The organism is Abyssisolibacter sp. ZYX002, from assembly GCF_056892235.1.
On sequence record NZ_JARMXH010000001.1, the window covers coordinates 748,943 to 772,785 of the forward strand.

The window sequence follows — 23,843 nt, forward strand, 5'->3', positions numbered from 1 at the left end:
GTGAAAAAAATTTTTAAATGTATAGATGCGGGAGGAGAATATTGTCCTTGTTTTTTAGCAGAAACTGATAATTGTATTACTTGCTCCATGCTTCAAGGTAAAGGTTTTTGCGACTGCAACTGGTGCGGATCATGTATATATCAAAACTATGTATGGAATGGCAATAAGAAAAAAACACCAAGAGAATCTGTACTAGCAGATATAGTAGAAAAAAAGCTAATACACAATGGTTGCTATCAACTAAAAATAAAAGTTTCAAAAACATTAGCTAGATATCTAAAACATCCAGGTGCCTATGTTTTTATTAGAAACATAGACTGTGAGCATTATTTTGATTTGCCAATGTCAGTATTAGATGTTGACGATACATCAGGATATATATACATTGCATATCAAATAGTAGGATCAAAAACCAAGCAATTATATCTTGCAGACAACAAATTACTCCTTCGTGGTCCATACCTTAACGGATTATTAGGATTAAAAAATATAAAAGTCCTCAGAAATAATAACTGTTTTATAGTATGCAGAGGTATAGCACAAGCACCTAGCGTTTTATTGATAAAATATCTATTAAAAAAAGAAAACAATGTAACAGTATTAATAGATAGTGGAAATGTCAAAGAGCCATTTATTAAGGAATTAATAGGGGATTATAATTTAAATATAATAGAAGAAAATATAATGAGCATAACAGGAAAACAACTATTTTCGCATGTTTTAACACAAAATAAAATTGATTTTCTATTTCTAGGTGGTTCAGATTATATGCAAAAAACACTAATAGATATTGTAGACGAATTAAAAGTTAACCCTTTACTTTCAGCAACAAATAACCACGAAATATGCTGTGGAGAAGGCATATGTGGAGCTTGTTCAAAACGGTTAGAAGATGGTAGTATAGTCAAAACATGCAAAACACAAATTAGTGTTAGAGAAAATATCAAAAGGAGGGTTAATCTTGAGTAAAATTGTTGTAATTGGTGGTGGTTGGGCTGGATGTACAGCCCATCATAAACACCATCACGGAATTATCCCAGTAATTCAACACTTATAGTCCCTTTATCCGAATCCCAATCAATAGATTTAATAATAGTTTTAACAATAATCTTCCTTATATCCATATCATTTGAGTTAACAAACTTAACAATCTGAGAGTGTAAAGCATCAATATTATCATTCTTCATCTTATACACTAGATTACTTCGCTCATTGACTAAAAGGCTTTCCTTTAAAGCTTGATTATTCTTAGTAAGTTGTTCAATCTTTCTAGTGATAGCCTTAGAAGCCTCATTAGATAAAATAGCAAGCTTATCAACTAGATTATCAATAGCCTTATCATTTTCCTTAATCTTTCTCTTGATAGCCTTGATATCTTTCTCTAAGTTCATGTTCTTATTTTTACTAGTTATCTCTTGTACTAAATGATCCTTATTTATGTATCTCTTAATCTCCTCAATAATACAACTTTCAGCAACATCAATCCTTAGAAACTTAGCATCACAATCTTTGTTATAACATCTAAAATAAAATACCCTAGATCCATCCTTTCTAGTTCTTCCAGGACTAACAGTCATTTTCTTACCACATTTATTACACCTAACAAGTCCAGCCAAAAAAGAAAACTGACTAACTCTAGGATGTGGTTGAGTAGCATTTTCATCAACTTTTTTCTGAACCTTTATCCATAAATCAATATCAACAACAGGTTCATGAGCAGACACAGCTACAAACTTATCCTTACCAACAATCTTTTTACCTTTTTTCTTAGGCCTTCTATTATAAGGTAAGAAGCCTTTACCAGTAGGCTCACCATAAACAATATATCCCTTAGTCTCCATATACTTTATAGAAGCTTTATTAGCTTTTAAATATACTGGATTACCTAATATGTTTTGAATAGTCTTAGGAGGATAATGTAATCCTTTCTCATCAAAATATTTGCTAATCTTAAATGTAGAATAACCCAAGCTGTACATTTCAAACATTTTTCTTATATCCTTGCCTTTATCAGTATCTAGCTTTAGATAAGTGACCTTTTTACCCATCTCCATAACCTTGTGAGTAGTATAACCAGTAGGAGCAGTCCCACCACTCCAGCGACCAATCTTAGCAAGCTCTCGCATATTGTCCTTGACACGCTGTGCAATGTTCATACGCTCCATCTCAGCAAAAGAAGCAAGCAAAAGCATCATCATTTTACCCACCGCAGTACGAGGGTCAAAACCTTCAGTCACACTTACAAGCTGTACACCCATATTTTCAAGTTCATCATATATATTTACAAAATCAACTATATTCCTAGCAATACGGTCTATCTTATAAACAGCCACAATATCAAAGTGATGTAGCTTAATTGATTCCATCATATTTTGAAATGCAGGTCTATTAATATTACTACCAGTAAACCCTTCATCCTCAAAAACAGTAAAATTACAATCATCATTACTTTTACTAAAATAGTCCTTACAGAGATTTATTTGACTCCTTATACTTTCACCCTTACCAGTATCAACGGATTTCCTTGAGTATATAGCAATATTCATACAAACACCTTCTAAAATATATTCTTAATAGAATTTTACCACAAATTTCAATAAATCTAAAATACATATAAAAATTACCAATAATAAAATAAAAAGACTAGTAATTTGTAATACATTACTAATCTTTTTTACATAATAGTATTTATTCAATTTAACGCATAACTTCAAATGTTTGATAAATATCTATTGCTCCTGAAGTATAAAAATAATAACCAGATGTGCTACCTCCAAAGCTAAAACCAGGGAGAGACATACCTGCATCTATACTATTTTGATATGTTTTTTTAAAATATCCAGTAAGTCCAAATTCAACTTTAACAGTAGGGTAATCAGATGGATCATCTTTATCTATCCAGTTATCCTCAGTTATAAATTCGTAATTGTGATAACCTTCTGGTAAATATCCTTTAGGCCTTGTTATTAGTCCTGATATTTGTGCAAAACTACCACTACTCCAAACTTTAAATTTAGTTCTCATCTCAACTACGAAATTACCGTTTTTATTATACTCCTTTCTCTTAATTGCAGTATAATAACCAGTATTTTTTGATGTTGAATTTGCAACATAATCCAATGGTTTACTACTAAAATGATTTAATTTAGCATTATTAAGATTATATTTCATATAATGCTTTGCTGTATCTTCTTTATCCATTTCAATAGCTTCTTTTATAGAAACATTGTAAGACTCTGCAATGCTTTCTATATATTCCTCATATGAAATTTCTTGTATATTTGGATTGTTGAATAAAGGTTCTGTTGCATCATTCGCAAATATAGGTGTTACTAAAGATACACATAATACTAAAATCAAAACTGCAAACATTTTCTTTTTCATACAAAAACCTCCTTTTATTTAGTTATGTGGAATTCCAAACAACATATACAATATTACCAATTTTTTTGCAAAATGTCAATTATTTTTCATTATTTAAATAAAATTGACTGATGTAATAATATATGGTATGATAAACAAGTTAAACAAAGAAAGAAGGAGTAGAAGACATGAAAAAAAATAAACTTGTATACATTATTTTATTAGTATTACTGACTTTAATATTACTTATGACAATAAAATATGCCTATGACAACCATAGTGAAGTGACAAAGCTACAAGATAGAGTAGATAATGTATTTAGAACGTATTTACTTAATTTTAACGAAGCCATAAGAGTTCTAAATGAAGATAGTAATATAGATTTAGAAGATGCACAATACTTCAAACAAAATGCACTTAGCAACTTATACGGTGCATATAACACAGTGTTCATAACATCCCATACTGAAAATAATGTGAATTTAAAAAACGCAATAGGAGAGTTAATGCAATACTTTGAAAAAGAGTTTAAGACAAAAAATAGAATTGAAAGCAATCAAGCTAAAGAACTAGATAAGTTAACTAATAGTCTTTATACAAATGTTACTTCACAAGAAAATGCTGAAAATTTGTTTTTGTATGTAAAAAACTTAAATACTAATAAATAAAATTATATAAAGTCATAAATAGCTATAAATCAAGAATTAGAGTTTGATTTATAGCTATTTTTATTTGTTCTGATTTTAGCAATATCTTAATAACACCCAAGTCATTTTTATTATGAACGATAAAACTATTTTCCCTACCAAGAAGCCAATCAGTACTTACATGGAGAGTATCAGCGATTTGAACCAAAGCAGTGATATTGGGTAGACGACTTCCTTCTTCCCAGCTTTGGTAAGTTCTAAATTTCACGTCAAGAATTTCTGAAAATTTTTCTTGCGACATATTGAGACTATTTCTTATTTTGAAAAGACGTTTCCCGACTATATTTGACATGCAATTTCACTCCTTGCACAATATTATAACATAGGGAGTACGTAAAAATGAGTGGTATAATTTTCATACCAAACTTGATTCAATCTCAAAAAAAAATAGAAATACCTCCGTCAAAGTTGCGTGACAAAATTTGCACAAATGGCTATTTGACAAGGTTTAAAGGTGATTGTATACTGTAATTAGCATATGATTATTAGTCATGAAGCGGGGGGATCTGGGTTGCATTTAGGAGTGGATTACATAGAGTATGTTGTAATAGGGGAGAGGATTTATTATAATTTGGATTATGTTGAAAGCGAAAATAGAAATAAACAATGTGATTTAATAGAATTAAATTACAAAAACTGAAATAAATATATAAATTCATAAAGGTTTTTACAAAATAAATATAGAATAATATATATGTGGTAAATTATGTAAATCGCAAAGGCTATAGGTTGCCTTTATCAACCTAAATTTATGTTAAAAAGGAGATTACAACATGTTATTGAAAAGATTTTTAAATTATGAAAGTAAAGCAGAAAAACTAAGTCATCCACTACAATTACTTATTCCATGTCAACCAACTCATATCCATTATTTATAATCATGGAGTAAAAACAGAATAGTATGAAGCGTTACTGTTCAATGATAATAACTCGATAGAGTTATTATTTTTTTACATCAAACTCTGTTACCATTTAAACAATAATTAAGATTACCTAAAAATAAATAGTTAGTTCTTTTTTATTGTCATAAATATATTTTTTGAAAATAAAATGTTTTAGTGACATAACGGGGTAAAAGCATAGTGGTAAAATGTTATATAGATAAGTTAATAAATTCATTTTTTAGTTTTAAATAACCCAAAACAAAACATTCTCTAATAATACATGTAAATGGGCTTTAGTTTAGATTGAAATTTTAAAATTGCAAATAAATTTACTTAAGTGAATTTATTAATACAATGTTTTCATGGGATTTAGTGTAGTTTGTTATTATGCTGTGATAGGTATTAATTAAAAACTATACTTTATGGGGAAAATCTTTTTGAAAACAATTTAAATACAGTATTTTAATGGTTGAGTTCTACAACCATTAATGGAAATTATGGAATTGCTTAATTTTTTGAGCTATTCATAATTTCCAAAATACTATAACCCTTATCAATAAATTAGCTTACTCAATATGTGCCAATCCAATAAAATAAAAAGGGGACTGTCACAGAACTAAAAAATGATCATTTTGTTAGAAGATTTACTAGCATATGGTCATTTTTTAAACTTACATAATAGACTAAATATCTAAAAACCAATGTTTCATGAGATTTGTAGAGTATGCAACCAATTAAAAATATATTAGGAAAGGAGGTATATTATGAAATTATCTAATTTTTTGAATTATTCAGATGCTGAAATACCTTGGATATGCAAATTTTATATAATAGCTCAAACATTTCCACCATTTGAGAGATAACTTGTAAATGAAGCAAACTATCAAATTTGTATATACTATTCTTTTAAAATAAACTGTAACCAATAGGTTGCAGTTTTTTCATTTGACTCATGAAGTAGGGGGATTTAAGAGTGGATTACATAGAGTATGTTGTAATAGGTAATGTGGTTATTATAATTTGTATTATATAAATAATACAACGATATTAGAGGGAACTACCATAGAGATATAGAATAAAGAATGTATACATAATTTTCCAAAACAAATTAGAAAGGAGGTATCGGAATGGTTTTAAAAAGATTTTTAGAATATAAAAAAGATGAAGTATATCCACTATGTGTTGATGCTATGATTGCTCTTGCATGTGAGCACGGACTTTATATAAGGACTTTTTAATATGATTTAAAATGAAAAACTTCATAAATGTGAAATAGAAGCAAGGTAAAATAATATGATAAATTTTATCTTGCTTTTCTTTTGGATTAAATAATAACTCGAAAGGGTTATTATTTTTTTACTCCCACAAACTGCACAAATCTCAAAACCTCCTAAACCTCATCATCCCATAATAAGAAATATCAACCATCTTTGTAGATGGAATAGTGGAAGGATCTATTATTCAATTAGATCATAAAATACATTCTTTAATTTACATAATTCATATAGTAGTGAAGAATCTGTAATCGGTGAAAGAACCATGTACAAGCAACCTGCATATAATGAATGAATCATATCTGGAGGTGGTATCATGCCTAGAAAGAAAAAAGATATAAAAGTAGTTATAGTCAATCCAGAAGCAATACCAAAAGCAAAAGAAACCATTACAAGAGTTGCTTATCATGCTTACTTGGAAAGTACTAAGAAAACTGAGATAGAGATAGAAAAAGAAATGAAGTAATTACTATAGATAGCACTTACCAAAACTGCAAGTATTATAACAATGGAGTATGTTATAAAACAAGAAGTAAATTTTTTAGATAACATGTGATGATTATAGGAGTAACAGTACATGAAATAGACCAAGCTGTCAAAGATTCGGACATGCTATCAATAATATAGCCAAAAGGTGCTTTATGGATAAAAGAACTTTGTACAAGCTTAGTTAAGGACAGCAGAAGAAGCTTTGAATTTAACTACTGCACTAAACAACGTAGACCTAATCAGATATTAAATGTTCAAGCTGTGATATTGATTAAGTTTTACTTAGCATAATAGGCAATTAATGTAATATTTATTACAATTATGTAATAAATAAATTTTTAGGTACAAATGTTGATTATAGTAATTATAGTCGAGAAAAAACAGAGAATTTCATTAAAATTCTTTTAAGTGATTCAAATGTTGATTATATATTCTTTGAAGACAGCGTGCTATATAATAAATATACTAAAGTAAGACCTTATAAAAAAGCTCCTGAACTTCATAAACATCATTTGCACGTTCATTTTTAGGAGTAAAAAGTATACAAGACTTCTTAGGTGATAAAAGAAGTCTTGTATTTTTTTATTTTAGCAAAACACTATAGATACCTTCAGAAGATAAAACAATTAATTTACTATCATTTATGTTAACAATTTTTTCTGCTTTAATGTTTTTTAAAATAATATCGTAAGATTCCGATGATTTGTTATAAATTAATACCCCATTATCCAAACCTAAAATGAAATACTGATTTAGAAAAATTGCGTCAAATATTAAATTATTATTCAATTCATAATTTGTCTCTAGTTTATCAAATTTTTCGGTTTCAAAATTAAATTGATAAAATAGCATTTTATTGTTCAATTTAGTAGTTATAAAGCCAATATTATCCTTACCTATATGAATATATTGGACATTTTCATCAATTAAATCTTTTTCGTTATAATATTTAAAACTATTTTTATGAATATTATAACATGCAAAAAAAGCTGTTTCATCTTCATTTCCAATATTTGCAAAAATATGATTATTGTTATTGTATAGTTTCAGCCCTAATATAAATTTTGATTTTAGTATATTAGATTTTTCATATGTTTTTTTATTAACTTTAAATATGCCATTATTACTTGTGCCAATAAATACATCCGTATTTGTCCCTACTATATCATTAATATATTCATTATTAATAACATCAACTTCTGAGGTTTGTAAATCTAATTTAAATAAACCTTTATGCGTCCCAATCCATGCTACATCATTATTATCATATATAGTTGCATTTATATGTATATCAGGTTTTCCATCTAGGTATTTTGTGAATTTGTTTTTGGAAATATCATATCTCAATACTGCTTGAGAAACTTTTGGATCACTATAAATTAGATGTTTTGGATAAAACCATATATTATCATCAAAATGTGATATAGCATTGTAATAACCAATATTTTCATTAAGTTTCACATCATTATCATAGTATTTAACTTCTTTGGTATTTAAATTTAATCTATGTATTCCCTTTTTCCATCCTAAAATAAGCCACAATTTATTATTTACAATTTTTGCATCGATTATATTTCTTATATCATAATCAATAATTTTAGTAACCCAGTAATTATTTTTATTATCAGTGTGCGATTCTAATTTATTATTAGACACAATAGTATTTTTTTTAATTTCTCCACAAGCAATTAAATGTAATACCATTAAACATAGAGCAAATAAGCAAATAATCCTTTTTTTATAGTTATCCATTGTGAGCACCCCTATCATTTATATAGTAGTAATATTTGTTTATATAGCTAAATAATAGTTATTATATCATAAACTATATTTGATTGAAATAGTAAAATACTAACAAATTATCATGCAAATAAACTGAAGTAAGTAATCCTCGTATACTCAGGAGTAGTGGTAGGTGGTCAGAGTTCAAGAGTAGGGTGTATGATGGATTAGGGCAACCTAAAGATTTTCCTCAACCTCAGAAAATAAAAATGCTTTTCATGATAATGAGCTTGAAGCAGATGGATACTTTATTGAGGATAAGAATTATATATATGTTGGGTTTCTTGAGAAGCTTGGGTATAAGGTAGGGAATAAGGGCGAGATGCCTGTTATTAAATACAATAAGTAACAATTTGTAATTGTTGTAAAAAAGTAAAATTATTAATAATATTTAATATTTTTGACATATTTTATTGATTATGCTATTATTTTAATGGATTCAAAAATAGGAGGCGATTAACAATGAAAACAAAATTAAAGGTATTTATATTTTTACTAGTACTTATTATGACTACAAGTATTTGCTTTGCAGATATGGTAAGTTGTATGGAACGTGAAGATAATGACACAATTAGTAAAGCAGAACAAAATAAAAATAATGTAAAATTTTACAATGACATTGACGGAATGGACATGTATGGTTATATAAACAATATAGATACAGTAGATTATTGGAAACTAGAACCATTAAAAACTGGTGTAGCTACACTTTTAATGAACTATTCTGAAACTGTAAGAGCTAATCTATCATTATATAATAGTGATGGAATATTAATTACTAGTTCACCAGGTAATAATAATGGTGCACTTATAGGTGATATTGTACTTCGTAAAGGAAGGGTTTATTATGTAAAAGCTGAATATAAAAGTGGGGGCATGTGGAAAGCACCTTATAGTATACAATGGAGAATGGATAAACTTTAAAATTGGATTATATATTTAATATAAGGGTGAAATACCTATTATAGGGTATAAGTATGTTTTAGACTATTTAGGCTAGCGTTTGCTAGTCTTTTTTTGTTTGATTAAATTCAATATAAAATCATTTAAAAACTAAATAAAAAAAAGTAGCTGTATTTATCTATCTTATTAAATCTATATTGTTTGGTATATATAATATAAAGATTGTTAAACTTTTTAACATCAATTTTATTGGGTTGTATGGTTGATATATATTCAACCTTTTATAACTTACTTTGAAAAGTGATAAAGTTAGACTACAACGCTTATTACTGGAAAAGGACAAATGTATTTAATGAAAAAACTACAAAAAAACTTTTCTATGGGGGTAGTAGTATGTTAAACTTAAATAAAGATAAAAAGTAAAAATTGGAAAATTAGATTTAAGTTTAAACTATATAGAATGGATTGAAACCAAAGATTTGTTCATTATTAATACTAACTTCAAAAGCAATTAAAGACTAGTATATGCTTTAGTTTTAGACCATAATTATAGTGATGTTATTTACACTGGGCTGTATGTGCAGCTGCTATTTGTGCAAAAAAAGCTGGTGGAGATGTGACAATAATTGAAAGAACAGATATGCTCTTAGGGTTAGGTAATGTTGGAGGTATCATGAGAAACAACGGAAGATACACAGCATCTGAAGAGAGTATATTCCTTGGTGCTAGAGAGCTTTTTAATATAACAGATAGAGTCTCAAGACATGTGGATATTGATTTTCCTGGTCACAAACATGCTTCATTATATGATGTAACAGTTATAGAGCCAGAAATCAGAAGGCTGCTAAAAGATATGGGAATTAACATACAACTCATGAAAAGAGCTACTAATGTTATCAAAGATTGTAATAAAATAACTAGCATAGTATTATCTGATGATACTATCGTAGATGGAGATATATTTATTGAAACGACAGGATCAACAGGCCCAATGGGCAATTGCCTCAAATATGGAAATGGTTGCTCAATGTGTATATTAAGATGTCCTTCTTTTGGACCACGAGTAAGTATCAGCAGTAAAGCAGGAATTGAAGATATTTTAGGTCAAAGAGGTGATGGGTCATACGGTGCATTTAGTGGGTCATGTAAATTAAGTAAAGATTCACTAAGCGATGAAATAAGAGAAAAATTAGATAAAGATGGCCTAGTTGTAATATCCATACCAAAAGATGATATAAAACTTGATAAGTTAAAATTAAAAGTATGTCAGCAATATGCTTTGAAAGATTTTGCAGAAAATATCATACTCTTAGATACAGGTCATGCAAAACTAATGACTCCATTTTATCCACTTAATAAACTCAGAAGAATAAAAGGACTAGAAAATGCAAGATATATTGATCCATACGCAGGAAGTATAGGCAACTCAGTGAGATATCTTTCAATAGCACCAAGAAGTAATTCAATGAAGGTAATAGGAGTAGATAACCTTTTATGTGCTGGTGAAAAATCTGGTTTGTTTGTAGGACATACAGAAGCTATAGTAACTGGCTCACTAGCAGGACATAATAGTGTAAGGCTATATCTGGGTATGCCACTTTTAGAGTTACCTCGAAATATAGCTAGCGGTGACATAATAGCATATTCAAACGAGCAGATCCAAACTGAAGACGGTAAGAAAAAACGATTCACATTCTCTGGTTCTCTATATTTTGAGAGAATGAAAGAACTTGGACTTTACACTATAGATAAAGAAGAAATAAAAAACAAAATCGAGAAAATAAACTTGAATAATATATATGATACTAAGTTGATGTGATTTTAATCCCCAATATCCAAAGGATATTAGGGGATTTGTTTTGTTTACTTCATAGAATTTAATGTCAATTTAAAAACAGTATCATACTAAAAGTCAAAAAAACTATTATATAGATGTGATAGAAGTAGATATAGAAATTTTTATTATCCAAAAGATAAAGGGATTTCCTTATATATATAGAATATGGTAAATATATACATAATTAATTTATAAAATAAATAAGAGAGGAGGAATTTTATGAAAAATCTAAAGAAGAAAATAGATATAGGTACACCATTAATGCTTTATTTGTGCGCTTGTGGTCTTTGTCCTAGAGTTAATGATGACGAAACATTCCAGTATGACACAAAAGCTTCCTATTGGTATCATAAATAATATCTACAAGTATAGCGCAAATAAATAGGAGAAAATACAAATCTTAGTGTATTGAAAAAGATATAACAATAAAAAAATTTGTAGTTATAAAGATAATTAAGTACATCCTAAAAGATTATAATAACTCGCAAGGGTTATTATTTTCTTAGCCATAAACCAACCAAATGATTATTATAGAGCAATAATTTGAATTTATATAATGTAGTACAAAAAGGGATGTATATATGATATTAGTGAATTTATAGATAATTGTTATTATAGTAGCACTTACTATAACAACGTCAAGAACCCTAAACTATACCATACTCACTAGATTATTATCGAGATTAATAAATTGAAACTTAACTTATCAGTAATAGCATGTAAATACAAAGAACAATTCCATAAGCCAATAACAGAGTTGTTTTTATGGGAACTTATTAAGTTTAATACAAAAGATATAGGTGTAAAAGGAGTAGATAAAAACTATGGGGGTGGTTTTTGTACGCTACAACCATTAGAAGCTGATATTAAAGTTACAGAAGATAGCAATATATTATATCTCAATGGTGACCATATGGAAATGGATACACCAGCAAGAGTAATAAATGGTAGATTCATGTTACGAGCAAGATTTCTAGCACAATCTACAGGTTCTTTTATCAGCTATAATAATGAGACAAACATAGGTAGATTTATATTAGATTATATTTTATGGATACCTAGTATTAATCAATTATTCGGCAAGTCTATATTGACAATATTTGGTATTAATGTTATTGTTTTAATATAATCTAATTAGAAGAGGTGATTTAATGAGAAAAACTAGTAAAATTGTAGTAGTAACATTGGTAATTTTAGTTTTAAGTACAGTTTGTTTTGCAGGTACTTGGCACACATTAAAATTCTCAGGAAGCAGTACATTTCATAATGCGTATATTACGCCTGTAGTAAAAACGTCTGGTATGCCTTATCTTACTCTTAGAATTACTGGAAGAGTTGGTGATGTAGTAAAAGTAGAAATGCAGGTTAAAGACTATGATCCATCTTCGGGTAAATGGATTTTCAAAACCATTGCTACAGCAACAGACAGACTGACGTCAAATGGCGGCTATGTAACATTAAGTTCTCCTAAATATCTTCAAAACGATGAATTACGATACTTAATAACTCCTTCATATAATAGAATGTACTATGATGGAACAATAAAATATTTTACTCACTAAAAATTAACCTGGGTTTATTATATCTAAAACTAAAAGAGCTTGAGATATTTTTCTTACAGCTCTTTTTTATAACTATCAATAGTCTCTATAAAATTAAAAAGTAGTTTATAGCTATAGGAAATTACTAGTTATTTTAACACTCAGTTTATAACTTCTTTACGTTATTAAAATTATATAATAAATGTAAAATAAAGGAAGTGATGTAATTATGTCGAACTCTATAATCAGATATTTAAATAGAGGTAATGACATAATAAAAATTTAAAATAGGAGGAAAAGTATGAAATTAAAAAAATTCTTAAAGTATAAAAAAAGCACTTATCCAATGTGTCCAACGGTAGAAGTAGCTGTAAAATTTTAAATAGCTCAGCTCTATGTTAGTTATGTTACAGATAATAGTTATTACTGGCAGAGTAGGAGTTGCAAATAATAAATGACCTGTAATCAATTAGCTAAATGTAACAAATAAAGTAGCAATGAAACCGCTATAAAAGTAATATGTGGAAGAACACTATAGAATTTATACAATGACTCAAGAAAAAAATGAATATTTTTTGTTAAATAAAGGAAATCAACAAACCTCTATCGAATTATATATTTACATATAATTCCAAAAGGAGGTTTGTTATATGAAAACTTTAAAAAAACAATGTGTAAAAAATGGTACAATAGATATTTATACCATATGTCGTTGTAGTTGTGATTGTAAAGGTGAAATCTTTGAGTTCAGACAAGGTCGAAACGCATTGACCAATTATAATTGGGGGAATAGCTAAACAAGTATAATAATCTCTCAATACTAGATTGGGGGATTATTGTCATGTACAAGGTTTTAGTGTATTAACAATTATACATTTCATAATCAGTACTATAGAAATAACAACTACTAAATAAGAAAGGAGGTACAGTATGAAATCTTTAAAGAAAAGCTTAAAACTTCATTCAACTTTATTAATTTGTTCGTCCTGCAATTGTAATTGTACTGATGGTTACAAAGATTTTAAAAATAATCAAATATATATTAGTTTTAATTCATAAGTCGTAAACAATTAATTAGCATAATAAAACTAAATCATTAACAATAAAACATCGTATTAATCATTGAAAATTACACCCTCCTATGCAGTTTCTACTACCAAAAAACTAAGTTCAAATTATACTATAAAAAAGGCAATAATATACAAATCATTGATAAAATATTACAAATTCTTAATATGGATTATAAAGGTTTTTTTGTATATTTATAGAATGTATAAATTATAACATATAACACACGAGGAGGGGATATCATGAAAACTTTAAAGAAAACACCAACGCAACAGTCAACTTTATTGGTTAATCTTTCTTGTAATTGTCATTGTACTGATGGTTATAAGGATTTTAAGAATGACCAAATACATGTTTATATGGGATAATTAGATATAGCAATTATAATAATTCGAGTTAATATTAAGCACCTCACATTTAATCAAATGTGAGGTGCTTTTTTAAAATAGTTTATACACTATATGATATCATATAGATAATATCAACTAATTAAATTCACCAATGATAATAACAAAAAATATAATATAATAATTTTTATCGACTGTAAAAAGCTGTACAAATAAAATAAAAGATACAAAAATATCTAACTATTAAATACTTGACCTAAACCATACTTTAGGCTGTATTATAATTTTAGGAGGAAAAGATGAAAATAAGTGAAGTATCTAAAATATCAGGCATATCAATTTCTGCGTTGAGATATTATGAAAAACAAAATGCAATACGAGATATTAAACGTGATGAGCAAGGATTACGTGACTATTCAGATGACGACTTGAAATGGATTGCATTTTTGTCGGCTATGAAAAATTCAAGATTAACTCTATCTGAGATAATGGAATATGCAAATCTTTACTATACTAAAAATGAGGATTTTAGAGAACGTTTAGCCGTAACAAAAAGATGCCGTGAAAAACTAGCAAACGAATTACAAGAATTGCAGGAAAGTATTTCATTTTTAGATAAAAAGATTGCATTCTATGAGAAAAAAATTAGAGAACAGGAAGATAGCATACAAAAATAGCAGTATAGCATCATATAAAACTTAGGAGATGATAATATGAACTTGAGAAAATACGGAGATAAACCTTTTAAAGTTGCTGTTATACATGGTGGTCCAGGAGCTGCTGGGAGCATGAAACCAGTTGCTTTAGAGCTATCTCAAAAAATTGGTATACTTGAACCTCTTCAAACTGCAATGTCTGTAGAGGGGCAGATTCAAGAGCTAAAAGAAATCATTGAAAAAAATACAGATTCACCTATCACACTAATTGGTCATTCATGGGGATCAATGTTAATCTATATGTTTACAGCTCGTTATGACCATCTCGTAAATAAAGTAATAATGGTAGCAAGTGGAGCAGTTGAAGAAAAATTCTTTCCAGACTTATGTAAATCTAGAGAAGAAAAATTGTCTCCCCAAGATAGAGAAGATTTATCAATTCTAAGAAGTAAGTTTTCCAATCCGAATAAAAATGATGATATGGACGCCATATTTGGAAAATTTGGAGCATTAATGGAGAAATTAGATTCATATGATGCCATTGAAATTAATCAAGAAGACCATATCCTAAGTTATGAAATATTTTCTAAAGTATGGTCAGAAGCTCATGCATTAAGAAAAAGTGGTGAAATGTATCTAATGGGAGAAAACATCAATTGTGAAGTAGTTGCAATACATGGAGATTATGACTCTCATCCTATTGAAGGTATTAGAGATTCCTTGACTAAAATAATCAAGAATTTTAGGTTTTATGAGTTAAAAAACTGTGGTCATACTCCTTGGATAGAAAGACAAGCAAAAGATAAATTTTATGATATATTATTTAAAGAATTAGATATTTAGTATTGTATTAATATTAAGATTATCTACTTTTATTGATATATAAGCTGTTTCAAGTTTTGTTGAGACAGTTTCTTTGCGTTTTTACCTAAAATCTATAAATACTATGTACTAAAAATAAAAAAAATGATATGCTATTAATGGTATTTATTTATGGGAGGATTATATATGAAAACATTAATTATAAACGCTGTAATCTTAGGAATTGCATTTAGTTTAGCTTTTTATATAGGTAAAACTCTAACAGATAAAATACGTAAAAAATAAATCTTAGCTGTATTGTAGATAATATAACTATATAAATAATTTAGAGGTGATAAACTAATGATGAGATTACAAAAATATTTAGCTCTTTGTGGTATAGCTTCAAGAAGAAAGAGTGAACAATTGATAATAGATGGCAAAGTAAAAGTAAATGGAGAAACTGTAACCACACTAGGGACAAAAATAAATCCTCAAACAGACAAGGTATCAGTAAATAATAAGGACATTATATACGAGGAAAAAGTTTATATAATGCTGAATAAACCAGAAAAATATATAACTAGTGCTTCAGACCAATTTGATAGACCAACAGTTCTTGATTTGATTGATTTGATAGAAAAAAGAATATATCCAGTTGGAAGACTAGATTACAATACATCTGGTTTATTATTACTTACAAATGATGGGCAGCTCACTTACAAACTTACTCATCCAAAGCATAACATCTGGAAAAAATACATAGCAAAAGTCAAAGGAATACCTACAGAGCAAGAAATGAAAAAATTCAAAACCGGTTTGAAAATAGACAATTATACAACATCTAAAGCTAAAATTAAAATTATAGAAACAAAAGAAAAGAATTCAGTATTAGAAATCCAAATCAAAGAAGGTAGAAATAGACAAGTTAGAAAAATGTGCGAAGCAATAAATCATCCAGTAAAAAAACTTAAGAGAATAAGCGTTGGTGATATTCATATTGGTAACTTAGAACTAGGCGAATGGCGCTTTTTAACAGATAAAGAACTTAGATATTTAGAGCAATTATAAAGAGGTGTTAATATGATAATCAGCAAATTAGCAAAAAATAACAGTGAATTTAAACAAATAGATGAATTTTACAAAGCAGAGTTAAACCAAAACATGGATTCAAGCAAAAAAGATATAGTTTATATAATAAAAGAAAATAATAGATTATTAGGAACATGTATCATAAATATACAGGATGAACTAGCTATCCTAGAAAAAATATATATCATAAAAGAATATAGAGGAAATAGAATAGGAGATGGCCTTTTAAGAGCATCTCTTAACTATGCATTAAGCAAAGGGCTAATAAAAATATACTGTGATAACAAAAGTGAATTTTTGATTAAAGAAGGTTTTTTTAACTGTGATGAGGATAATCTGTGTGATATAAATAGTTTTTTTACAAAAACAAAATGTGGGGACAAATAACATGGAAAAGTTCAATAATGCAACATCTATAGCTAAACTAGTAATGTCTAATAATATAAAACCAAATAGTCTAGTTGTAGATGCAACTATGGGCAATGGCAATGATACACTGCAATTAGCAAAGCTAGTCAAAGATCAAGGGAAAGTATATTCATTTGACATACAAATAGTAGCAATAGAAAAAACAAGAGAAAAGCTTTTAACTCATAATCTTTTAGACACTGTTGTGTTAATAAACGATACACATGAAAACATAGATACATACATAGAAAGCAATATAGACTTTGCAGTATTTAATCTAGGTTATCTCCCTTCAGGTGATCATACAATAGTCACTAAGCCTTCCTCCACTATCAAAGCACTTGAACTATGTCTCAATAAGTTAAATGCAAATGGTATCGTTACTATATCTATTTATTATGGTCACAATGGAGGAATAGAGGAAAAAAAAGCTGTAGAGGACTATTTGAGCAGTTTGCCTCAGAAAGAATATAATATAGTAAAAATGGATTTCATTAATCAAGCAAATAATCCTCCTATACTCATTGTTATAGAAAAAAGAAAGTAACTATTTACATTGTGAAACATAGATGTTATAATATGAATGAATAAAATAATATTCATTCATAAAGGTGGTGATATTAATAGATATACAAAACCAAATAGCCAAGATAGGAAAAGAACTATTTTCTTTAAATGGTTACAAGAAAACAAGTATAAGTGATATAACTAAAAAAACAGGGATAGCTACTGGTAGCTTTTATAAATATTTTTCTTCTAAAGAAGAGTTATTTCTATCTATATATTTAGAAGAAAACAAAATAATGCAAAAAAAATTATCTTTACTAATAGACCACAATGAGGATCCAATAAAAAATATCATTAAAATATTACATAATATGATTAGTTTTATGGATACAAATCCTATATTAAAAGTATTTTTCGATAGAGAGCAGTTCAACAAAATAATAAAGAAAATAAAACCAGAAGTTGACCAAAAACACTTTGAATATTGTTATGAATTATTTAATCCATTTTTAGAAAAAGGTAAATCAGAGGGCAAAATAAAAGACATAGACTTTTATATGTTTATAGCTCTTATTAATTCAATCTTTTATGTTTACGCTCATAAAGAAGATATTGGCAAAGATCATTTTCCTCAATTACTTAATTTTATTATTGAATCTATTGCCGAAAAATTAAAAACTTAAAGTATTTTTTTTAAGTCAATATGAATGAATATTATTTTATTCATTCAAAGTCACGGGGGGTAAATATGTTAAAAAAATTACTATTAACTATTTTTTTTGTTATTGTGATTGTTGTTGTAATAAGTATTTATATAAATGGAGGGCTTTATATGAAATCACACAAATATGATATTGATGTTACTAGGCCTTTGCTATTGGGCTTTAAAAACATGAAAATCAAATTGAATGCTTGGGATAATAATTATATAGAAATTATCCCTGATGATTTATTGATATCTCAAAAAAGGAAATATTCTATAAGTGCTAAAAATAATACTATAGAATGTACTCTTTCAACAAATAAAAAGCAAGTATCTTTATGGCAACTATTTAATTTTAAAAGACTATATAAAGAAATTGGTGTATATGACTTTGAACTCAACGTACCTAGAAATATTTCATTAGTTGTAAATGGTAAATTAATTAAAGCTTATGGATGTAATATCCTAACAATTGAAGGTAAGGATATAGTTCTCAGAAAATGCAATATGCTTAATAATTCTTTAAGTATTGGAGAAAATCTATCCATCAGAGAAAGTTTTATCGCTGACGGTAGTACGTTTGAAAATGAAAATATAAACATAAGAGAATGTAAGCTACAAAAAATAAAAATAATTACTACAGATGCAAAAAAAACTTACAGCGCAAATCTAAGAGACTTAACAGGTAAAGAAATTATGATATATGCAAATAAGTATAAAATGCTCAACTATTTTATTAGGCACTCATCTATTGATAATTTCACAATAAATAGTACATCACAAAACAATGGAACTATAGAATTCTATAAATGTACTATTAAAAATTGTAACAATAATTCTAATATAAAACTCAAATAATCCCTAACTTGGCATAAAAATTGCTAGTATATAAAAGATAATACAGATTATATGCTAGGAGGAATTGTTTTGGGTTGTGTAGATTTAAAAAGATATATTGACATATTAAAAAAAGAGGTTGTTCCAGCTCTTGGATGTACCGAGCCTATAGCTGTTGCACTTGCTGTAGCTAAAGCTAAAGATACTTTAGGTAAAGATGTTGAAAGAGTAGAAGTATATGTAAGTCCAAATATATATAAAAACGGTATGGGTGTAGGTATACCAGGAACAGGAATGGTCGGTTTAGATATTGCGTCAGCTTTAGGAGCAACTGGAGGTAATGCAAATGCTAAGCTTGAAGTACTAAAGGATGTTACAAGTGAAGATATAGCCAATGCTAAAAAATCTCTAGCTGAAAAAAGAGTTGAAGTTAAAGTAAAAGAAGTGCCTAACAAGTTATATATAGAAGCAATTTGTTTAAATGGGAATGATACTTCTAGGGTTGTGATTAAGGATATTCACTCAAATATTGTTTTAGTTCAGCTAAATGATAATATATTATATAAAAGAAAAGACTCTGAATGTGATATAGAAATAGACAAAACAGACGAGCTGATAGAACTTTCAGTAAAAGGTATCTATGAATTTGCTATGAATGTTGATTTTAAAGATATTAAATTTATTCTAGAAGGAGCTAAATTAAATAAAGAAATATCTAACGAAGGATTAAGTGGAGAATATGGCTTGATGGTAGGTAAGAGTCTAAGCCAAAGTATTAAGGAAGGTATACTTTCGGATGATATTCAAAGTTACGCTATGGCCATGACATCTGCTGCATCAGATGCTAGAATGGCTGGTTGCATGAAAAGCGTTATGAGTAACTCTGGTAGTGGTAATCAAGGGATAACTGTTATACTCCCAGTAGTAGCCGTATCCGAAAAACTAAACGCAACAGAAGAAGAATTAGCAAGAGCGCTAGTAATGGCAAACCTAGTAGCCATCCATATAAAAGCATATCTAGGAAGATTATCAGCTCTATGTGGATGCGTAGTAGCATCAGCAGGTGCAAGCTGTGGTATAACATATCTTATGGGTGGTAAGCTTGAAAATATTAAATACTCTATCAAAAATATGATAGGTAATATCTCAGGTATGATATGTGATGGTGCAAAAACAGGCTGTGCTTTAAAAGTATCAACAGGTGTAAGTGCAGCAGTACAATCATCCATATTAGCTATGAAAGGTATAGAGATATCTAATATGGATGGTATTATAGATAAGTGTGTAGAAAAAACTATTAGAAACATCGCAAAAATTGGTTCTAGTGGTATGATGGAAACTGATAAAATGATATTAGATATAATGGTATCCAAATAATAAGAAAAAAATATATAATGAAAAACTGTGCTTTATTAATTTAATAGTACAGTTTTTTTATGTGTATAATACTTATATACATTAATGTTATTAAAGACCTCACCTTGCACATAGCTTGTTATTAATTTATACTATAAAAAAATGCTTTAATCATAAATAATCAAAATACATATAAAGGAGACTTTAGATGAAAAGTATAGCTGTAGTTACAGATGGTATAAACACTAGATTAGAAAGCTTCCTGAAGGGAAATTTAGAGCTTGTTTTCAAAGGCTATATTAATATAAATAGTTATTACTTTAAAGATTTAAAAGAAGGAGATATGATAAAAGATGATGTAGTGCTTGTAATGATAGAAGAGAGAGCTCTAAGAGTTCAAAAACACGTTTTAGACAGTAAAAAAGTGGTTGTGATAAATAGAACTATAAAAGAAAAAGAAATCTATAAAATTTTTTCACTTCCAAGAAATATGGATATACTTGTAGTAAACGATAATATGCACACTACGCTTGACATGGTATCATTACTTTACCAACTTGGAGTAAACCATTTAAACTTAATACCATACAATGAAAACAATATCTATTCAAATATAAAGATAGCAGTAACTCCTAGCGAATGTGAAAAAGTACCATCCTTTATAGAAGAAATTATAGATGTTGGTCATAGATGTATTGATATATCTACGTTTATAAAGATCATCAATAAGCTAAGTATAGACAATAAAGAAATCAGTAAACGGTTAATAATTTATTCGGACCAAGTTGTCAGCATAGATAGTGGAGTCAAAAACAAATATAAGGAATTATATATTAAAAACGAAGAATTAGACACCGTTATAAATCTATCAAAAAACGGAATCATGCTTGCTTCAGAAGATGGAGTTATAACAGTTCACAATAAAAGTCTACTAAGGATATTTGATATAAAGCAAGATATGGTAGGCCAAAACATAAAAGATTTATTCAAAGAAGGACTAGAAAAATTAATCTACAAAGAAGATTTAATAGATGAAGTTTTTGAATTTGAGAACAAGTATATAAATGTAAACAAAAAAACTATTGTGAACTTTGGACAAAAAACAGGCATGTATTTTAATATTCAAGAAATCACTTATATTAAACAAATGGAACAGAATCTAAGTAAAAAGCTCAGAGAAAAAGGTCAAATAGCTAGATACACATTTGATGATATCAAGACTGTATCAGATAACATGAATCAAAGTATAAAACTCGCAAGCAAGATATCTAAATCAGAGCTTACAGTTTTGATAACAGGAGAAAGTGGGACAGGAAAAGAAGTCTTTGCTCAATCAATACACAATGCATCAAATAGATGTAATCAACCTTTCATAGCTGTTAACTGTGCAGCTATGCCTGAAAATCTCTTAGAAAGTGAACTTTTTGGATATAAAGGTGGTGCTTTTACAGGTGCCTTAAAAGAAGGTAAAAAAGGACTATTTGAACAAGCCAATAATGGTAGTATATTTTTAGATGAAATCGGTGATATGCCAATTCATCTACAAACTAAATTACTAAGAGTTCTTCAAGAAAAACAGGTTATGAGAATCGGTTCAGATAAAGTTATGGACATAGATGTACGAATTATTGCAGCTACCAATAGGAACTTAACTCATAGAATAAATGCAGGTGAATTCAGAGCAGATTTATTTTATAGATTGAATGTACTTCCTATAAATATACCTCCTTTAAGACAAAGAAAAAAAGATATCATTTTGTTTTTAATACATTTCTTAAAAGAAAAGTATGAAATATGCGATGAAGCTAGAGTCACTCTTTTTAGCTACGATTGGCCCGGCAATATAAGAGAACTCAAAAACGTCGCTGCTTATATTTCTACTATGTGTGAAAATAATATAGTGACAATGAAAGATTTACCGTTTTACTTGCTAAATATAAATGAAAACTTTGATTACGAGCTACAAGTTTTAGATAGTAGAAAATGTACCAATAAAGCAATCAACGTCATAGAGATCATAAAAAGTTTCAACAATGCTAATAAAGCAGTTGGGAGAAATAATATAACTAAAGCCTTCAAAGAAATTGATGCATCCGTCACAGAAGGTGAAGTCAGAAAGATACTGTCTATATTAAACGATATTGGCTTAGTATCTTCTAACATTGGAAGAAAAGGAAGTTCAATAACCGATAAAGGAAAAAGATTTTTAACATATATAGATAATAAAATGTCAGACACTATTTAGATTGTCTGATTTTTTATATGTTTAGATTAATAGGTTAGTTATTAGGTTTGTTATATATCCTATTTGACCTATTAATTTCTTGTCTTATTCATACCGTACAAATCTTTTTGTACTTCAATTTATTTTTATTAAAATTATGGTTATTTAACATAGACAATAAATTAACAAAGATAGTCTGTTTAACTATACTTTGCTTTTATAACAAATTAAACTCAATGAAAAATTCTCTTATATCTCGGTTTTTGGCATACCTTTTGCTTATATATTAGTGTAAGAAAAAATGGGAGGCTTTTAAATGGAGAATGAAAAAAAACAAATAATAGGAATATCAGGAAGCTTAATAGTAGATGAAGGAGGTATGTTTCCAGGATACGAAAGAGCATATGTAAACGATGACTATGTTCAATCAGTAGTTAGAGCTGGAGGAGTACCTTATATAATACCACTAGTTTATGATGAAGAAATTATTAGAATGCAACTAGAAAACATAGATGCTTTGATTCTTTCTGGGGGACATGACGCTAATCCTTTGCTTTGGGGAGAAGAACCATCACAAAAACTAGGAGCAATACTTCCTAAGAGAGATACTTTTGATACTACACTTTATAAAATAGCTATTGAACTTAAAAAGCCTATTCTTGGTATCTGTAGAGGAGAACAAATAATAAATGTAGCCGAAGGCGGGACAATCCATCAAGATTTATCATTAATAGATGGATGTTATATAAAGCACAATCAAGGTCATCTGTCTAACATACCAACACATACTGTCAATATAGTTAAAGGAACGAAGCTGTATGATATCTTAGGGGAAAAGGTTATTACAAATAGTTTTCATCATTTAGCAGTTAAAGATGTAGCCCCTGGATTTATTGTATCAGCAACATCAAATGATGGTGTTATTGAAGCTATAGAAAAAGACGGTGACCATTTCGTAGTAGGTGTGCAGTTCCATCCTGAAATGATGACAAAAGATTACCCTACAATGTCAAAACTGTTTGAAAAGCTAATTGAAGAATCAAAAAAAAAATAGACTTTGAATG

At 28.3% G+C, this 23,843-nt stretch carries 25 protein-coding genes and 1 pseudogene; 22 read left to right on the top strand and 4 right to left on the bottom strand.

Annotation, left to right across the window (positions count from 1 at the left end; translation table 11 throughout):
- On the top strand, positions 1-969 hold the full coding sequence (locus tag P3X86_RS03310) for a sulfide/dihydroorotate dehydrogenase-like FAD/NAD-binding protein (protein WP_483291203.1): 969 nt from the start codon (positions 1-3) through the stop codon (positions 967-969).
- A gap of 62 nt (positions 970-1,031) precedes the next feature.
- On the opposite strand, the gene P3X86_RS03315 is transcribed toward P3X86_RS03310, so the two are convergent.
- Positions 1,032-2,546, bottom strand: coding sequence for a recombinase family protein (locus P3X86_RS03315; protein WP_483291204.1), 1,515 nt, complete (start codon positions 2,544-2,546; stop codon positions 1,032-1,034).
- Between the two features lie 151 nt (positions 2,547-2,697).
- Positions 2,698-3,384 carry a hypothetical protein gene (locus P3X86_RS03320; protein ID WP_483291205.1) on the bottom strand — a complete coding sequence of 229 codons (687 nt, stop codon included), beginning with the start codon at positions 3,382-3,384 and terminating at the stop codon, positions 2,698-2,700.
- Positions 3,385-3,551: 167 nt separating this feature from the next.
- On the opposite strand from P3X86_RS03320, the gene P3X86_RS03325 reads away from it, so the two are divergent.
- Entirely contained in the window at positions 3,552-4,031 is a 480-nt protein-coding gene (locus P3X86_RS03325) for a hypothetical protein (protein ID WP_483291206.1), read from the top strand.
- A 22-nt stretch (positions 4,032-4,053) separates the two neighbouring features.
- On the opposite strand, the gene P3X86_RS03330 is transcribed toward P3X86_RS03325, so the two are convergent.
- Positions 4,054-4,362: a helix-turn-helix domain-containing protein gene (locus P3X86_RS03330; protein WP_483291207.1), complete on the bottom strand. Its 309-nt coding sequence runs from the start codon at positions 4,360-4,362 to the stop codon at positions 4,054-4,056.
- 219 nt (positions 4,363-4,581) lie between these two features.
- Here P3X86_RS03330 and P3X86_RS03335 point away from each other — a divergent pair, with 219 nt between their 5' ends.
- On the top strand, positions 4,582-4,710 hold the full coding sequence (locus tag P3X86_RS03335) for a hypothetical protein (protein WP_483291208.1): 129 nt from the start codon (positions 4,582-4,584) through the stop codon (positions 4,708-4,710).
- Between the two features lie 1,834 nt (positions 4,711-6,544).
- The gene (locus tag P3X86_RS03340) at positions 6,545-6,694 is read left to right on the top strand and encodes a hypothetical protein (RefSeq protein ID WP_483291209.1); all 150 of its coding nucleotides are present in this window, start codon (positions 6,545-6,547) and stop codon (positions 6,692-6,694) included.
- A gap of 605 nt (positions 6,695-7,299) precedes the next feature.
- Here the strand turns inward: P3X86_RS03340 and P3X86_RS03345 are convergent.
- Complete coding sequence (locus P3X86_RS03345; protein WP_483291210.1) at positions 7,300-8,469, bottom strand: hypothetical protein; 1,170 nt, start codon at positions 8,467-8,469, stop codon at positions 7,300-7,302.
- Between the two features lie 492 nt (positions 8,470-8,961).
- On the opposite strand from P3X86_RS03345, the gene P3X86_RS03350 reads away from it, so the two are divergent.
- The 18 genes and pseudogenes from P3X86_RS03350 to P3X86_RS03435 all read left to right on the top strand — a co-directional run bounded on the left by P3X86_RS03350 (position 8,962) and on the right by P3X86_RS03435 (position 23,833).
- Positions 8,962-9,423, top strand: coding sequence for a hypothetical protein (locus tag P3X86_RS03350; protein ID WP_483291211.1), 462 nt, complete (start codon positions 8,962-8,964; stop codon positions 9,421-9,423).
- Positions 9,424-9,970: 547 nt separating this feature from the next.
- A pseudogene (locus tag P3X86_RS03355) lies at positions 9,971-11,221 on the top strand (FAD-dependent oxidoreductase); the annotation flags it as partial.
- A gap of 237 nt (positions 11,222-11,458) precedes the next feature.
- Complete coding sequence (locus P3X86_RS03360) at positions 11,459-11,596, top strand: hypothetical protein (RefSeq protein ID WP_483291212.1); 138 nt, start codon at positions 11,459-11,461, stop codon at positions 11,594-11,596.
- A 334-nt stretch (positions 11,597-11,930) separates the two neighbouring features.
- Positions 11,931-12,368, top strand: a complete 438-nt coding sequence (locus P3X86_RS03365) for a stalk domain-containing protein (protein ID WP_483291213.1) — start codon at positions 11,931-11,933, stop codon at positions 12,366-12,368.
- Positions 12,369-12,390: 22 nt separating this feature from the next.
- Positions 12,391-12,801 (top strand): hypothetical protein, encoded by a 411-nt coding sequence (locus tag P3X86_RS03370; RefSeq protein ID WP_483291214.1) that lies wholly within the window; start codon positions 12,391-12,393, stop codon positions 12,799-12,801.
- 629 nt (positions 12,802-13,430) lie between these two features.
- A complete protein-coding gene (locus P3X86_RS03375; RefSeq protein ID WP_483291215.1) occupies positions 13,431-13,577 on the top strand; it encodes a hypothetical protein in 147 nt (48 codons plus the stop codon).
- A gap of 133 nt (positions 13,578-13,710) precedes the next feature.
- Positions 13,711-13,839 (top strand): hypothetical protein, encoded by a 129-nt coding sequence (locus P3X86_RS03380; protein ID WP_483291216.1) that lies wholly within the window; start codon positions 13,711-13,713, stop codon positions 13,837-13,839.
- A 251-nt stretch (positions 13,840-14,090) separates the two neighbouring features.
- Positions 14,091-14,216, top strand: coding sequence for a hypothetical protein (locus tag P3X86_RS03385; RefSeq protein WP_483291217.1), 126 nt, complete (start codon positions 14,091-14,093; stop codon positions 14,214-14,216).
- A gap of 278 nt (positions 14,217-14,494) precedes the next feature.
- Positions 14,495-14,872, top strand: a complete 378-nt coding sequence (locus P3X86_RS03390; protein ID WP_483291218.1) for a MerR family transcriptional regulator — start codon at positions 14,495-14,497, stop codon at positions 14,870-14,872.
- 36 nt (positions 14,873-14,908) lie between these two features.
- Positions 14,909-15,694 carry an alpha/beta fold hydrolase gene (locus P3X86_RS03395; RefSeq protein WP_483291219.1) on the top strand — a complete coding sequence of 262 codons (786 nt, stop codon included), beginning with the start codon at positions 14,909-14,911 and terminating at the stop codon, positions 15,692-15,694.
- A 321-nt stretch (positions 15,695-16,015) separates the two neighbouring features.
- A complete protein-coding gene (locus P3X86_RS03400) occupies positions 16,016-16,723 on the top strand; it encodes a pseudouridine synthase (protein ID WP_483291220.1) in 708 nt (235 codons plus the stop codon).
- A 12-nt stretch (positions 16,724-16,735) separates the two neighbouring features.
- Positions 16,736-17,131: a GNAT family N-acetyltransferase gene (locus P3X86_RS03405; RefSeq protein ID WP_483291221.1), complete on the top strand. Its 396-nt coding sequence runs from the start codon at positions 16,736-16,738 to the stop codon at positions 17,129-17,131.
- A gap of 1 nt (position 17,132) precedes the next feature.
- Complete coding sequence (gene mnmM, locus P3X86_RS03410) at positions 17,133-17,699, top strand: tRNA 5-(aminomethyl)-2-thiouridylate-methyltransferase MnmM (RefSeq protein ID WP_483291222.1); 567 nt, start codon at positions 17,133-17,135, stop codon at positions 17,697-17,699.
- Between the two features lie 67 nt (positions 17,700-17,766).
- On the top strand, positions 17,767-18,342 hold the full coding sequence (locus tag P3X86_RS03415) for a TetR/AcrR family transcriptional regulator (RefSeq protein WP_483291223.1): 576 nt from the start codon (positions 17,767-17,769) through the stop codon (positions 18,340-18,342).
- A 149-nt stretch (positions 18,343-18,491) separates the two neighbouring features.
- On the top strand, positions 18,492-19,220 hold the full coding sequence (locus P3X86_RS03420) for a hypothetical protein (protein ID WP_483291224.1): 729 nt from the start codon (positions 18,492-18,494) through the stop codon (positions 19,218-19,220).
- 69 nt (positions 19,221-19,289) lie between these two features.
- Positions 19,290-20,576 carry an L-cysteine desulfidase family protein gene (locus P3X86_RS03425; RefSeq protein WP_483291225.1) on the top strand — a complete coding sequence of 429 codons (1,287 nt, stop codon included), beginning with the start codon at positions 19,290-19,292 and terminating at the stop codon, positions 20,574-20,576.
- A gap of 187 nt (positions 20,577-20,763) precedes the next feature.
- Complete coding sequence (locus P3X86_RS03430) at positions 20,764-22,800, top strand: sigma-54 interaction domain-containing protein (protein WP_483291226.1); 2,037 nt, start codon at positions 20,764-20,766, stop codon at positions 22,798-22,800.
- A 295-nt stretch (positions 22,801-23,095) separates the two neighbouring features.
- Entirely contained in the window at positions 23,096-23,833 is a 738-nt protein-coding gene (locus P3X86_RS03435; RefSeq protein WP_483291227.1) for a gamma-glutamyl-gamma-aminobutyrate hydrolase family protein, read from the top strand.
- Positions 23,834-23,843 lie beyond the last annotated feature (10 nt).